This window comes from Fictibacillus tiangongensis (assembly GCF_048083785.1).
GTDB lineage: Bacteria > Bacillota > Bacilli > Bacillales > Fictibacillaceae > Fictibacillus.
This window is the reverse complement of the sequence record NZ_CP182294.1, coordinates 2610945-2625820: the sequence shown is the minus strand read 5'-3', so window position 1 is coordinate 2625820 and position 14876 is coordinate 2610945. Positions and strand designations below refer to the sequence as shown.

15 protein-coding genes are annotated in these 14876 nt (G+C 38.9%); 11 read left to right on the top strand and 4 right to left on the bottom strand.

What is annotated here, in order from left to right; genetic code table 11:
• The first annotated feature begins 70 nt into the window (after positions 1 to 70).
• From ACNJYY_RS14165 to ACNJYY_RS14145, 5 genes are all read left to right on the top strand, one after another.
• Entirely contained in the window at positions 71 to 1210 is a 1140-nt protein-coding gene (locus ACNJYY_RS14165; protein WP_144699007.1) for an acyl-CoA dehydrogenase family protein, read from the top strand.
• Between the two features lie 30 nt (positions 1211 to 1240).
• The gene (locus tag ACNJYY_RS14160) at positions 1241 to 2854 is read left to right on the top strand and encodes an AMP-binding protein (protein WP_416729002.1); all 1614 of its coding nucleotides are present in this window, start codon (positions 1241 to 1243) and stop codon (positions 2852 to 2854) included.
• Between the two features lie 237 nt (positions 2855 to 3091).
• Positions 3092 to 3436 carry a cytochrome c550 gene (cccA, locus tag ACNJYY_RS14155; protein WP_144699011.1) on the top strand — a complete coding sequence of 115 codons (345 nt, stop codon included), beginning with the start codon at positions 3092 to 3094 and terminating at the stop codon, positions 3434 to 3436.
• A 171-nt stretch (positions 3437 to 3607) separates the two neighbouring features.
• On the top strand, positions 3608 to 4309 hold the full coding sequence (locus tag ACNJYY_RS14150; RefSeq protein WP_416729001.1) for a tRNA (adenine(22)-N(1))-methyltransferase: 702 nt from the start codon (positions 3608 to 3610) through the stop codon (positions 4307 to 4309).
• A complete protein-coding gene (locus ACNJYY_RS14145; RefSeq protein ID WP_416729000.1) occupies positions 4306 to 5427 on the top strand; it encodes a Nif3-like dinuclear metal center hexameric protein in 1122 nt (373 codons plus the stop codon). The genes ACNJYY_RS14150 and ACNJYY_RS14145 overlap by 4 nt, the downstream gene beginning before the upstream one ends.
• Positions 5428 to 5476: 49 nt before the next feature.
• Here the strand turns inward: ACNJYY_RS14145 and ACNJYY_RS14140 are convergent, their stop codons facing one another.
• Positions 5477 to 6424: a 4-hydroxy-3-methylbut-2-enyl diphosphate reductase gene (locus tag ACNJYY_RS14140; RefSeq protein ID WP_416728999.1), complete on the bottom strand. Its 948-nt coding sequence runs from the start codon at positions 6422 to 6424 to the stop codon at positions 5477 to 5479.
• Positions 6425 to 6542: 118 nt separating this feature from the next.
• The gene (vrrA, locus tag ACNJYY_RS14135; RefSeq protein ID WP_416728998.1) at positions 6543 to 7178 is read right to left on the bottom strand and encodes a VrrA/YqfQ family protein; all 636 of its coding nucleotides are present in this window, start codon (positions 7176 to 7178) and stop codon (positions 6543 to 6545) included.
• 175 nt (positions 7179 to 7353) lie between these two features.
• On the opposite strand from vrrA, the gene ACNJYY_RS14130 reads away from it, so the two are divergent.
• Both ACNJYY_RS14130 and ACNJYY_RS14125 read left to right on the top strand, forming a co-directional pair.
• Entirely contained in the window at positions 7354 to 8637 is a 1284-nt protein-coding gene (locus ACNJYY_RS14130) for a DEAD/DEAH box helicase (protein WP_066396238.1), read from the top strand.
• A gap of 23 nt (positions 8638 to 8660) precedes the next feature.
• Entirely contained in the window at positions 8661 to 9554 is an 894-nt protein-coding gene (locus tag ACNJYY_RS14125; RefSeq protein WP_416728997.1) for a deoxyribonuclease IV, read from the top strand.
• A 62-nt stretch (positions 9555 to 9616) separates the two neighbouring features.
• Here ACNJYY_RS14125 and ACNJYY_RS14120 read toward each other — a convergent pair whose 3' ends face one another.
• Together ACNJYY_RS14120 and ACNJYY_RS14115 are read right to left on the bottom strand one after the other, a co-directional pair.
• A complete protein-coding gene (locus ACNJYY_RS14120) occupies positions 9617 to 9877 on the bottom strand; it encodes a DUF2624 domain-containing protein (RefSeq protein ID WP_066396234.1) in 261 nt (86 codons plus the stop codon).
• A 100-nt stretch (positions 9878 to 9977) separates the two neighbouring features.
• The gene (locus ACNJYY_RS14115; protein ID WP_416728996.1) at positions 9978 to 11237 is read right to left on the bottom strand and encodes an NCS2 family permease; all 1260 of its coding nucleotides are present in this window, start codon (positions 11235 to 11237) and stop codon (positions 9978 to 9980) included.
• 291 nt (positions 11238 to 11528) lie between these two features.
• Here ACNJYY_RS14115 and ACNJYY_RS14110 point away from each other — a divergent pair, with 291 nt between their 5' ends.
• The 4 genes from ACNJYY_RS14110 to ACNJYY_RS14095 all read left to right on the top strand — a co-directional run bounded on the left by ACNJYY_RS14110 (position 11529) and on the right by ACNJYY_RS14095 (position 14839).
• The gene (locus ACNJYY_RS14110; RefSeq protein WP_416728995.1) at positions 11529 to 12278 is read left to right on the top strand and encodes a metal ABC transporter ATP-binding protein; all 750 of its coding nucleotides are present in this window, start codon (positions 11529 to 11531) and stop codon (positions 12276 to 12278) included.
• Entirely contained in the window at positions 12275 to 13147 is an 873-nt protein-coding gene (locus ACNJYY_RS14105; RefSeq protein ID WP_144699028.1) for a metal ABC transporter permease, read from the top strand. Before ACNJYY_RS14110 ends, ACNJYY_RS14105 begins: the two co-directional genes overlap by 4 nt.
• A gap of 13 nt (positions 13148 to 13160) precedes the next feature.
• Entirely contained in the window at positions 13161 to 14081 is a 921-nt protein-coding gene (locus tag ACNJYY_RS14100; RefSeq protein WP_416728994.1) for a metal ABC transporter solute-binding protein, Zn/Mn family, read from the top strand.
• A gap of 104 nt (positions 14082 to 14185) precedes the next feature.
• Positions 14186 to 14839, top strand: a complete 654-nt coding sequence (locus tag ACNJYY_RS14095; protein ID WP_416728993.1) for an HAD family hydrolase — start codon at positions 14186 to 14188, stop codon at positions 14837 to 14839.
• Positions 14840 to 14876 lie beyond the last annotated feature (37 nt).

The following is a 14876-nucleotide window of genomic DNA, read 5'->3' as shown; positions in this document are numbered from 1 at the left end:
TTATATCTATAATAAATATGTAAGCGCATACAAATAAAAGCGTAAATTTATTAAAGGGTGGGATGCAACCATGAATTTTACATTAACAGAAGAGCAGTTGATGATTCAAAAAATGATGAGAGAATTTGCAGATGAAGTGGTAGCTCCGGGAGCTGAAGCAAGAGATAAAAATAAAGAATTCCCGGTAGAGATTTTTCAAAAGCTTTCTAAATTAGGAATGATGGGCCTGCCTTTTCCAGAAGAATACGGTGGAGGCGGAGCTGATACTATAAGTTTTGCCATTGCTGTAGAAGAACTTAGCCGCGCATGTGGATCTACTGGAATTACATATTCTGCACATGTATCTTTAGGTGGAGCTCCCTTAAACCTATTTGGTACACACGAACAAAAAGAAAAATATTTGACACCAATCTGTACAGGTGAATCTCTGGGAGCATTCGGTTTAACAGAACCAAATGCAGGTTCTGACGCAGGTGGTACGGAAACAACAGCGAAAGCGGAAAATGGTGAGTGGGTGATTAACGGCTCAAAATGTTATATCACGAACGCGAGCTATGCCAAGCATTTAGCGTTAACTGCAATCACGAATAGAAATGGTAACGATAAAGAAATCTCAGCGATTATCGTACCAACAGATGCTAAAGGATTCCGTGTTATCGATAACTACGAGAAAATGGGTCTTCACTCTTCAAACACCACTGAACTTTTTATGGAAGATGTGAGAGTACCTGAAGAAAACCTTTTAGGAAAGCGCGGAGACGGCTTTAAACAGTTCCTGGTGACCTTGGATGGAGGTAGGATAGGTATTGGTGCGATGGCAGTAGGAATTGCACAGGCGGCCTATGAGAAGGCTCTAACATATGCAAAAGAGCGGAAACAATTCGGAAGATCTATTTCGAAATTCCAAGCGATCCAATTTAAGTTGGCCGATATGGCGATGAAGATCGAACTGGCTAGATTGATGGTATATAAAGCAGCATGGCTAAAAGATCAAGGGAAGAAGTTCTCAAAAGAAGCTTCGATGGCAAAATTATATGCATCAGAAGCATGTATGCAGATCTGTTCTGAATCGGTTCAGATACATGGCGGTAATGGCTATATGAGGGATTATCATGTAGAACGTTATTTCAGAGATGCTAAACTTCTTGAGATTGGAGAAGGTACATCAGAGATTCAGCGTATCGTTATTGCAAGAGAGATCGGCTGCTAACAATCGTTAAAACAAGTGATGGGGTGAATTATGGCTGAACTAATGAAAGTAACTGTAGGGGATTGTTTAAGAAAACAAGCGTTGAAACTTAAGGATCAAGAAGCTATGGTTTACAGCAAACTAGGAATTCGCTATACCTATCAGGAATTTTATGAATTAACGGCTAAAGTTGCCAAAGGTCTGATGGCAATGGGAATAGAAAAAGGAGATCATATAGCTGTTTGGGCGACAAATGTACCTGAATGGCTGCTGCTCCAATTCGGGTCAGCTAGAGCTGGAGCCGTTTTAGTCACGGTCAATACGAATTATCAATCTTCTGAACTGGATTATTTATTGAAGCAGTCTGATGCAAAAGCTTTATTCTTTATCGAACAATTCCGTACTACTTCTTACAAAGATATGGTAGATTCCGTTAAAGACCGATTAGCGGAATTTCCTGTATTGAAACATTTTATTCAACTTGATGCTGACTCTGCATCTTATGAAACATTCTCAGATATGCTGGAAGCTGGAAATGTCGTATCTGATGAAGAACTTCAAAAAAGAGAATCATCGCTTCATTGCGATGATGTGATCAACATGCAATACACTTCTGGGACGACAGGGTTTCCGAAAGGGGTCATGTTGACCCATTACAATATTGTTAATAATGCGAGACAAATCGCAGATAGTATGAACTTAACAAGTGAAGACCGATTGTGCATTCCTGTTCCTTTCTTTCACTGTTTTGGCTGTGTTTTAGGGACCCTTGCTGCTGTTTCAGTCGGAGCTACGATGGTGCCGATCGTCCAGTTTGATCCTCAAGAAGTTTTAGAAACGGTTCAAAACGAAAAGTGTACAGGGTTACATGGCGTTCCAACAATGTTCATCGCAGAATTGAATCTTCCTGATTTTGATTCTTATGACTTGCAAACACTTCGAACAGGCATCATGGCAGGATCACCTTGTCCGATAGAAGTGATGAAGAAAGTGATCGAAAAGATGGGAATGTCAGAAATTACGATCGCATATGGCCAGACAGAATCTTCTCCTGTTATTACTCAAACGAGAACAGATGACCCGATCGAGCGCAGAGTTGAAACGGTCGGAAAGAAGCATTCTCAAGTAGAAGCCAAAGTAGTCGACCCGATAACGAATAAAGAAGTGAATCCTGGTGAACAAGGCGAACTTTGTACACGAGGTTATCATGTTATGAAAGGCTATTACAAGATGCCTGAAGCGACGAACGAAGCGATTGATTCAGATGGATGGCTTCATACTGGAGACCTAGCCACTGTTGATAAAGAAGGCTACTTTAAAATCACAGGTCGTTTGAAAGATATGATCATCCGTGGCGGTGAGAACGTATATCCGAGAGAGGTTGAAGAATTCCTCTATTCACATCCTTCTATCCTTGATGTACAAGTGATCGGTGTCCCGGATAAAAAATTTGGAGAAAAAGTAGCGGCATGCATCCAAGTAAAAGAAGGTCATTCACTTTCTGAAAATGAATTGAAGGCTTATTGTAAAGGAAAGATCTCGCACTTTAAGATTCCAGAATATTATCTCTTTCTTGATCAGTATCCGATGACAGCCTCTGGAAAAGTACAGAAATTTAAGCTTCGAGAACAAGCGATAGAGGCACTTTCAGTAATACATGAATAGCCACCAGTAGTGTGGCTTTTTTCTTTTTTGTATCTCTTCACATAAATGAATGACTGAACCTACAAAAGTTAGGTAAAAAAGTTTAAAAAGTTAATGCTGTGACAAAACTGGGAAAAATAGAGTTTGTACTTCCCAAGTAAACGCTTTTACAGTACAATAGGTTATGGATTGTTACTATACATATTAAGGTTATCAAGATCACAACACATGTAGTGTACAGACGAAGGAGGAATTTGCATGAAACGTAATCCACTCATTCCTTTTGCCATTATTGGAGTTATTGGAATTGTTCTTATGCTTACGATGGGCGGATATGGTATCAACAAAATTCATACGGCTAGTGAAAATAAAGAAAAGGCTGCTATGGATCCGGAAGCTATTTTTAAACAAAACTGTTCTTCTTGCCATGGACAAAACCTTGAAGGTGCATCAGGACCAGCACTTGATAAGATTGGTGGCAAGTATAAGCCGGAAGAAATTGCTGATATTATCAAAAACGGTAAACCAGGTGGAATGCCAGCTGGTGTCGTAAAAGGTGAAGAAGCTAAAATACTAGTTGATTGGTTAGCAGAAAAAAAATAAAATAAGAAGAGCTTCTTGTTATTTATGACAAGAAGCTCTTTTCTTTGTATGATCAGATCATAAATTCGTACTTTTTTTAAACGTTTTATGACTTTCAAGCTTTTTTTTACAAAAAATGATCGAACGTGCTAATACTAAAACTAACAAACTAATTGAAACGGTGATGAAAAAATGAATTCAGAAAAATTATCAAATCGACTCGAGCGAGTTGCCTCATATGTACCTGAAAATACAATATTAGCAGATATCGGATCTGACCACGCTTATCTTCCTTGTTATCTCGGGCTAAAAAAAGGAATAAAAAAAGGAATCGCAGGTGAGATTACGGATGGTCCTTATTTATCCGCTAGAGAACAGGTAGATTTAGACAACCTAAACGATGTGATCGAAGTTAGAAAAGGTGACGGACTTTCAGTACTTAAACCAGACGAAGCAGAAGTGATCACGATTTGCGGCATGGGTGGTTCTTTGATCACATCTATCCTTGAAAAGGGAAAAGATAGGCTTGGACGAGCAAGTCGTCTGATTCTCCAACCTAACGTTGGGTCAAAAACAGTAAGAAAGTGGCTATTAAAAGAGAACTGGGTATTGATCGCTGAAGAAATCATAAAAGAGGATGGCAAGATCTACGAGATTCTTGTCGCCGAACGCTCAGGCGATCAACCTTATACTGATCATGAAGAAGCGGAATTATTGTTTGGCCCATTCTTATTAAAAAATCAGAACGAAGCGTTTAAAGACAAATGGGCAGGGGAAGTCAAGCAATGGAAAGCGATTTTAGCTCAAATGGAAAATAGTTCAGGAGTAACGGCAGAGAAAAAAAGAGAAGAATTAAGAAGAAACATAAAATTTGCAGAGGAGTGGATATCTTGAGTAAATGTGCGAGCGCGCAATATATCATTTCTCTATTAGAAAGTTTCGCACCTAAAAAGATGGCTATAGAAGGTGACCCTATCGGATTACAAGTGGGCTCGTTGAACAAATCCGTAAAAAAGGTAATGATCGCACTTGATGTATTAGAAAGTGTCGTGGATGAAGCGATTGAAGGGAAAGTTGATCTGATTATTGCTCATCATCCTCTGCTATACCGGCCATTGAAAAAAATTGATATCAACACATCAAAAGGTAAAGTTATTGAAAAATTAATCAAGAACGATATAACGGTGTATGCGGCACATACGAACTTAGATGTTACCTCGCTAGGGGTTAATGAATGGCTGGCTGATCAATTGCAATTAACGAGCACCGAAGTGTTATCAACAACATATGAAGATAAGCTCGTAAAGTTATCAGTGTTTGTACCTCGCACACATGAAGAACAAGTAAAGGATGCCATCGGTAATGCTGGAGCTGGTCATATCGGAAATTATAGTCACTGTTCGTTCTCTAGCAATGGTATCGGTACATTTACACCATTAGAAGGTACGACACCTTTTATCGGAAAACAGGGTGAATTGGAGAGAGTAGAAGAAGTCAAAATTGAATCAATCCTGCCAGAATCGATGGTAAAAGTGGTTGTTTCAGCAATGAAAAAAGCACATCCATATGAAGAGGTAGCTTATGACCTCTACCCGCTTTTGAACAAAGGGGAGGAGCTTGGTATTGGAAAGATCGGAAAGCTTCCTAAAGAAATGGACCTTCAGGAATTTGTAGAGCATGTGAAAACCGCATTTGGAGTATCGCATCTTCGGGTTATTAAAGGTAAAAATTCTATTATTAAAAAAGTTGCCGTCGTAGGCGGTGATGGAAATAAATATATTTATCCATCTCTTCATAAAGGCGCAGATGTATTAATTACAGGAGATATCTATTATCACAATGCACATGATGCTCAAGAAGAAGGGCTTACGATCGTAGATGCTGGACATCATATCGAACAGATCATGAAGATTAAGCTCAAGGATGTACTTGAAGAGAAACTAAAGAATAACAAATATGAGACGGTTGTTGTAGATTCACAAATCATTACCGATCCGTTTACATTTATGTAGTCAACTGCAAAGATCAAAAAAAGAACAGCTGGAATATCCAGCTGTTTTTTTATGACTTTTTCTCTTTAACTTTAGGAAGAATGCGATTAAGGGTCACTTTACGCTCTTTTTTCCATGTCTCTTCATTTTGGTCATCATAGTTTTTAAGGAAATCGATAACTTCTTTCGTTATTGGTGTAGGTGTAGAAGCACCAGAAGTGATTCCTACCTTCTTTACGCCTTCTAACCAACTAAGTTCGATTTCAGATACATCAGAGATTCTGTATGCTGTTGTTCCTGCAATCTCTTCTGAAACTTGAGCTAACCGATTTGAGTTATTGCTTCTAGGATCTCCAACTACAAGTACCAGGTCACAATCACCTGCTTGATTTGCAACCGCTTCTTGTCTGACTTGAGTTGCCAAACAGATCTCTTTATGAACTTCAGCAGAAGGATATCTCATAAGCAGTCTCTTAATGAGTTCAGCTACATCCCATTGACTCATCGTCGTTTGATTTGTAATGAGAATCTTTTCACTGTTCACGTTTAGTGAATCTAAATCATCGGTATTTTCAACCAGGTGTACGATATGAGGTGCTATTCCGATCGCTCCTTCTGGTTCAGGGTGACCTTTCTTACCGATGTAGATGATCTCATATCCCTCTTTTTCTTTCTCACGAATAAGGTCATGCGTTTTTGTAACATCAGGACATGTAGCATCAATCTCATATAAGCCTTTTTCATGAGCAATCCGTCTAACTTCTGGTGAAACACCATGAGCGGTATAAATAACCGTGCCTGTTTCAATATTTTTAATGATATCCAGTCTGTTCGCACCATCGAGGGTAATGATCCCTTCATCTTCAAAGGCATCTGTCACATGTTTGTTGTGAACGATCATACCTAGTATATAGATGGGTCTAGGCAATGTAGGGTCATTTGCTGCCTGGCGTGCCATGACCATCGCGTCCACTACGCCATAACAATATCCTCGTGGAGATATTTTAATGATTTCCATATTGGATCTCTCCTTTATTTCATATAAAAGACAGCACAGAGATCTATGCTGTCTTGGGAGATTTACTTCTGTATGTGTTTATTATAAAGGAGAGACCATAAGAACTCAAACACTATACTCATACATATAGTTTCGGCCCCGATAAGTGGTAGCCCTTAGGTACGTTTGTCTTAGGTGCTGACGGTACAGCTTTTGTAGCATTTGGCGTTTTTTTGATCATTGGCGGTGCCTCGGTCTGCGTGGATGACTTTGTAGACTTTGGTCCAGCCACAACCACCTTTTCTTCTACTTCTGTTTTTACTTTTTCTTTTTTTTCGTTTTTCTTTATAGCGCTTTTCTTAGCATCTACTTTTTCATTCGTAACCTTTATTTCAGTCGCTTGATCTGTGTTTTCCGGTTTTTCGGAGGTATCTGCCTCAGTATCATTCTCTGCCTTTGAGCTCGATCCGCTTTGGAAATCTTTAAGAGCTGTCATGATGGAAGGCAGATTTCTCATTGCAGGTCCATATTGTTTGATCATAGGTCCCATCGTCTCAGCAACTTTTAAGACCTTTTGTACGTTGTTCAACATCGTAAACACACTTGTTCCACCTGTTATACTTCCACCGCTGCCAATCGTCCCCAAGAATCTGTCAACAGAACCCATCTGACGCGGCATACCATTCATCCCATTCATGTTTTGAAGATATGGATTTACTTGAAAGGGCTGCATAGGATGCTGAGGTTGATTTGGATATCTATAAAAAGGCTGCATAATTCCCCCTCCTTTCCAAAATAATACGCTCATATATAGAATATGAAATAAGAAAAACATGTGTGATATTTATCCCTGTTTTCTTATTAATCTTCAGGATGGTTGGCTTAAATGCAAAACTTACTCTATAATACTAAAAGTGAAGAATTTATATTTGAAAAGAAAAGGTGAGCGTATGAAATCTCCGTTTGAACGGTTAAAAATAAACGAATCGCTCCAGACCGCTTTAAGTGGTATTGGATTTGAAAGACCAACTGATATACAAGAGCGTGTAATTCCTGGAATAATTAACGGACAAGACATGATCGGACAATCGCAAACAGGTTCAGGAAAGACATTTGCGTTCCTGCTGCCATTGATGCATAGAATAGACATCACAAAAGACGAGGTACAAGCTGTCATTACAGCTCCTACTCGTGAATTAGCACAACAGATCTACAACGAGTTTCTAAAGATCTCTGAGCATATGCCTGAGGATAAGCAAATCCGCGCAAAAGCAATCGTTGGTGGAACGGATCGAAAACGTATGGCTGAAAAACTGAAAACAGTTCCTCAATTAGTGATCGGAACTCCTGGTCGTATTAAAGACTTGGTAAACGCTCAAGAGCTAGTTGTCTTTACAGCGAACATGCTCGTAGTTGATGAAGCCGATCAGATGCTAGATATGGGCTTTATTGAAGATGTAGATCTGATCGCTTCTCGTATGGCCAACGAATTACAAATGATGGTGTTCTCTGCCACTGTTCCAGAAAAACTGCAGCCATTCTTGAAAAAATATATGCAGAACCCTAAGCATGTTCACGTTGAACCACAGCATATTACAGCAAAAGACATCAAGCACGTTCTTATTCAAGCAAAACACAATGATAAACTTCCTACACTTATCAAAACAGCAAGAAACTATAATCCATATTTTGCGATTATATTTGCTAACACAAAAAAAGCAGTTGATGAGATCGCAGATGCTATGAGTGCTGAAGGTATGAGTGTTGAACGTCTTCATGGTGATATTCCGCCTCGTACAAGAAAAAGCATCATGAAACGTGTTCAGAAAGCTGAGTTTCAGTTCTTAGTAGCAACTGACCTTGCAGCTCGTGGAATTGACATCAAAGGTGTCAGCCACATCATCAACTACGAGTTCCCGAAAGATCTTGATTTCTACATTCATAGAGCAGGAAGAACGGGCCGTGCAGGAATGTCAGGAATCTGTGCATCTCTTTACGAGCAAACAGATCAGCATTCTGTACAAAAGTTAAAAGAGAAAAAAATCATTTTCCACATCGAACAATATAAGAACGGTGAATGGGTACCTGTGAAGCCGAGCAAGAAAAGTACGGGTGCAAAAGAGCAGGATGGCGTTTATGTACCAAAACCGCGCAAAGTAAAGCCTGGTTATAAGAAAAAGATGGATGAACAGAAAAAGAAACTAATGAAGAAGAAAAGAAGAAACATCAGATAGTAGGTTAGGGAAGAGGGGAAAATATGATTAAACTAGGATCTCACGTTTCAATGAGCGGTAAAAAAATGCTTCTCGCTGCGAGTGAAGAAGCTGTTTCATATGGTGCCAACACTTTTATGATCTATACAGGTGCACCCCAAAACACGAGACGAAAAAAAATTGAAGACCTTAATATAGAAGCTGGAACGAAACACATGATCGAGAACGGTATCGTTGATATTGTTGTTCACGCACCGTATATCATCAACATCGGTAATGCTGTGAAGCCGGAAACTTTCGAGCTGGGGGTAGATTTCTTAAGAAGAGAGATCGAACGAACTGACGCACTTGGTGCAAAGCAGATCGTACTTCACCCAGGAGCACATGTTGGAGAAGGTTCCGAGATCGGAATCAAGAAGATCATCGAGGGACTTAACGAAGTATTAACAAAAGAGCAGAATGTTCAAATCGCACTTGAGACAATGGCGGGTAAAGGATCTGAATGCGGCAAGACATTTGAAGAACTTGCACAGATTATTGATGGTGTATCGCTGAACGAAAAACTTTCTGTTTGTTTTGATACATGTCATACTCATGATGCGGGTTATGATATCGTTAATGATTTTGATGGAGTAATGAACCAGTTCGATAAGCTGATCGGAATCGATCGTATTAAAGTTTTCCACATCAATGACAGCAAAAATGTAACTGGAGCTGCTAAAGACCGACATGAAAACATTGGCTTTGGACATATTGGCTTCGATGCCTTAAACTATATCGTTCATCACGAGCAATTTAAGGACATCCCAAAAATTCTTGAAACACCTTATGTAGGTACTGATAAAAACAACAAAAGACCTCCATATCAATTAGAGATCGAGATGATCAAAACAAAAACATTCGATCCAGAACTTCAGAACAAGTTATTGAACGCATAACTATTATACGCTGAGTAACGCAAAAAAGATAAAGAGCCGCACAGCTGTGCGGCTCTTTTGTCTTACCTATCAATGTACGTTTGAATTAAGTATTGGATATAGTTCGCTTTTTCAGGGCTAACTTCTTTTGCGATGGTAGCAATGATCATCTTACGCTGTGATAGATTCTTGATATCAATCGTCTGCCTTCGCAATATGTTTACGATCTGTACGGCTTCTTTTTGTGAAATGGGAAGCTGATATTGCGCGGCAAGTGAGATCAGTTCGTTCGGACTGATCGAATTTAGTTTCTGATTTACAAAATGAACAATGATTGGATTCATTTAGAAATCCCTCCCGACTTTCTCATTGTATGAGGAAGGAGTGAAGAAAGTGCTAAAAAAAGACTTTGGAATATTGTCCAAAGTCTTTTTGTTTATATTTTTATACAATTGTATGAAGAATAAAATTCATAAAGAATAAAAAGGCGATCACATACATAGGTGCTGTAACCTGTTTTTTCTGTCCGGACATCCATTTAACAAGTGGATATGCGATAAATCCAAATGCAAGACCATCCACGATGCTGTACGTTAAAGGTATCAGCGCAATAATAAGAAATGATGGAAACATCTCTGTAAAATCAGCAAAAGGAATATGCTGAATCTGCTGAACCATCAGACCGCCAATGATAATCAAGATAGGAGCGATAGCCCCATCAGGAATATAGGCTATGAAAGGTGCTGCAAACATGGATAAGAAGAACAATACAGCAACTGTAATACTTGTTATCCCCGTTCTGCCGCCTTCTTGTATTCCAGATGCACTCTCTACCGTTGAGATCGTAGGACTAGTTCCGAATAAACCAGAAACGATTGATGAAGCAGCATTTGCTTGAAAAGCTTTTGGAAATTTTTCTTGATCAGGTAATAAGCCGTATAACAATCCCATGTTCTCAAATGTGATGATCATGGTCAATGAGAACGTTGCGATCCAAAAGGAAAGCTCAGTTATCCCTGAAAAATCAAACGCAAACAATAACTCACCAAACGGTTTAAAAGAGAATCCATCAGACATGCCTTTCACTTCTTGTGTATGGCCCATAAAGAATCCTACAAGAGTGGTCAAAGCAATCCCGATCAGAAAGCTTCCTTTTACGTTTTTTAAAAACAGAGCCAGTGTTACCGAAAGGCCGATTACCGTCAGGATTGCGTCGGGACGATCTAAATGTCCTAACTTTACAAAAGTTGCAGAGCTCGCTTCGATGATTCCGCCTTTTTGTAACCCAATAAACGTTAAGAACAAGCCGATACCTACTGTAATGCTATGTTTCAATGATTGCGGAATACTTTTTGAAAGTATGTCCTTTAAAGGTGTTGAAGCTGCGATTAAAAAGAATATCCCAGACATCACCACAGCAGCAAGAGCTTCTTGCCAGCTTAAATTCATACCTTGCACGATAGTATACGTGAAAAACGCGTTTACCCCCATGCCCGGCGTTAATACGATCGGAGCCTTTGCATACAGCCCCATGATCAGACAACCAACTACAGAAGTAAGGATCGTAGCTAGAACTACTCCCTCATACGGCATACCAGCATCTGCTAATATTAGTGGATTAACGACAATAATATAAGCGATGGTGAAAAATGAGGTGATCCCTGCAAGTACTTCTTTCTTAAGTGAAACTTGATTTTGTTCCATTTGTTCCTTCCTTAAATCTTAAAAACATCCCTCTCCCACCCAGCAGTTTCCTGCCAGAGTTGATTATATAGCAAATGTAGAAATATGGCTAGAAAAAATCGTTTACAATCTTGTGTCCACACTATATAATTTGACTTAAGTAAAAAAGTTGCCTGAAGGAAACATTTACTTCTTCTGAAAATATTCACTTTCCATCTATTCATTTCATACAATTGTGAAGGGATTATTTTTTTATATTAAAGTTGCGCTTAGGCAAAAAAAGTTACTGAATGAAAAAGGAGGTCTTTTTCAATGAATGAAGCACTAAAGATAGATCACTTATATGTGTCTTATCTAGGAAACCAAGTAGTTAAAGATATATCATTCTCAGTGAATCAAGGTAGTTTAGTAGGGATCATTGGGCCGAATGGTGCCGGTAAATCGACTATGATGAAAGCTGCTTTACATTTAATACCAAGAGACAAAGGCGATGTTGAGGTATTCGGAGAGCCGCTTAAAAAATGGAGAAAAAGAATCGCATATGTTCCGCAGCGCTCAGATATCGACTGGGATTTTCCAATCACAGTATTTGACGTGGTATTGCTTGGAACATATCCAAAATTGGGATTATTTAAGCGCCCTTCAAAAAGTGATAGACAATGGGCATATGAATGTTTAAGAACGGTAGGTATGGAAACGTTCAGTGATAGACAGATCGGTGAACTTTCAGGAGGACAGCAGCAAAGGGTATTCCTTGCAAGAGCATTGGCTCAAAAAGCAGAGTTGTTCTTTCTCGATGAACCTTTCGTGGGGATTGATGTTGCAAGCGAAGAAACGATCATTCATATTTTGAGAGATCTAAAACAAGAAGGAAAGACCATTCTGGTCGTACATCATGATCTTAGTAAAGCTGAATCCTACTTTGATCATTTGCTGCTGTTGAATAAGAATATGATTCATTACGGTGCATCTGAAGAAGTTCTTCAGCCAGAGGTGATCACAAAAGCTTACGCCAACCAGTTCTCATTTCTTCAGCCTAAAGGAGTGAATGTAACATCATGAGTATTTTTGAATTCTTTCAAGCGTTGTTTCAATATGAATTTTTACAAAAAGCGTTATTTACCTCAGTAGTTGTAGGTATTATTTGTGGAATTGTAGGTTGCTTCATCATCTTAAGAGGCATGGCGTTAATGGGGGATGCGATCTCTCATGCTGTGTTGCCTGGTGTTGCGATCAGCTACATGTTAGGGATTAACTTTTTTTTTGGAGCTGTTATAACGGGGGTTCTTACTGCGATCGGAATCGGATATGTGAGTCAGAACAGCAGGATCAAACATGATATGGCTATAGGAATCATGTTTACGAGTATGTTTGCTGTAGGAATTGTCATTATAACTATGATGAAAAGCTCTGCCGATCTGTATCATATTCTTTTTGGTAACGTTCTTGCAGTACGAATGAGTGACATGTGGATCACACTTGGAATCGGTGTACTTGTAATTGGGTTAGTTGTTCTATTTTATAAAGAGCTTCTCGTTTCAACCTTCGATCCGACTATGGCACAAAGCTATGGATTGCCCAACAAATGGATTCATTATTGTTTAATGGCCGTTTTAACGATGGTCACGGTTGCATCGCTGCAAACGGTAGGGATCGTTTTAGTAGTTGCGATGCTGATCACACCGGCAGCAACGGCTTATCTATTAACCAACCGATTGTCTGTCATGATCTATCTGTCTGCACTAATAGGTGTCATCTCTTCTGTGTTTGGCTTATATTTCAGCTTTACGTATAACTTGGCATCAGGTGCAACGATCGTATTAGTTTCAGCTTTTCTGTTTGCACTCGCGTTCTTCTTTTCCCCGTCACAAGGAATCGTTTGGAAAGCGCACAAATCTAGAAAAAACAGGCTAGAACTGTTAGAGAAATAGGGAGGATGATTGTATGTTTAAAAGAATTACAAAGCTCATTTTAGCAGGAACATTATTAGCGGCTGCAGCGGGATGCAGTGCGGGTGGAAATGAATCAGAAAAGGTAGAAGTCGTAGCTACTTATTCTATCATCTATGACTTAGTTAAGAATGTCGGAGGTGACAAGGTAGAAGTTCATAGCTTAGCACCAATTGGTTCGAATCCACATGAGTATGATCCGCTTCCAGAAGATGTTCTAAAAACAACGGATGCAGATGCAGTTTTCTATAATGGTTTAAATCTTGAAGAAGGAAATTCATGGTTTGACAAATTGATGAAAACAGCTGATAAAGATGGTAAAGATGCACCCGTTTACCGTGTTAGTGAAGGTGTAGATGCCATCCACCTGGAATCTAAAGGTCTTGAAAAACAATATGACCCGCATGCATGGCTGAATATTGAGAATGGGATCAAGTATGTTGAAAACATTCGAGATGCATTGATGAAAGAAGATCCAGAAAACAAAGAGTACTATCAAAAGAACGCTGAAAAATATATTGGTGAACTAAAAGCTCTTCACGACAAAACGATCACAGAATTAAGCAAGATCCCTAAAGAGAAACGCGTACTTACAACAAGTGAAGGAGCGTTCAAATATTTTGGAGAAGCCTACAACATGGAAACGGCTTATGTTTGGGAGATTAATTCTGATAATCAAGGTTCACCACAGCAGATTAAAAGCTTAGTCGATTTCCTAAAAGAAAGAAGCGTTCCAGCTCTGTTCGTTGAAACAAGTGTCGACGCTAGAAGTATGGAAACAGTATCTAAGGAAACAGGTATTCCTATTAAAGGAAAAGTGTTTACCGATTCTCTAGGTAAGCCTGGTAAAGATGGAGACACTTATAAAAAAATGATGGAATGGAACACAGAAACGATTATTGAAGGATTAAAATAAGAAATAATAAAAAGAAGCTGGAATGTTTCAGCTTCTTTTTTGTGTTTACTAAACAATGCTTTATAATACATAGAGTGAAGTTTGCAATAAAGGTGGAAAAAGGTATGAATAAAAAAGCAGTCTGTTTTGATATGGATGGTGTGATTGTTGATACGATGCGGCATCATGTTGAAGCGTGGCGACATGCATTTAATATAAATGGATATGATCATGAAGAACTCATCTTTTACTTAAGAGAAGGAATGCCAGGAAAAAAGACAATCGTAGATGTCTTTAATCATTCTAATGTCGAAGTAAATGAAGAGTTGATCGAACGTATATATGTTCAAAAAAGAGATTATTTTAAGGAACATGCACAATATGAATTTATAGAAGAAACCGTATCTACACTTATAGCGTTAAGTGATAAGCGCATTCCTATTGCAGTCGTTACAGGCAGTAGAAAAGAATTTGTTTCTGAAGTTTTAAGTAAACTGCCCGTTACTTTTGATATAATTGTTACTGGAGATGATGTGAAAGAAGGAAAACCATCGCCTGAACCGTATTTATTAGCTATGGATCGACTTTCTTTTAAGCCATCAGAGTGGCTGGTTATCGAGAACGCACCACTTGGTATACAATCTGCCAAGAGTGCAGGAGCCTATTGCTTAGCTGTTGAAACGACTCTTGAAGAAAAGTACCTAAAAGAGGCGGATCAAATCATCAGACCAAAAGAAATGCTGCTTCAAGTTAAGAGTCTCATAAAAGGTATGAAATAAAAACGTGTATAGACATGCTCATCGAGCATGTTGTTTT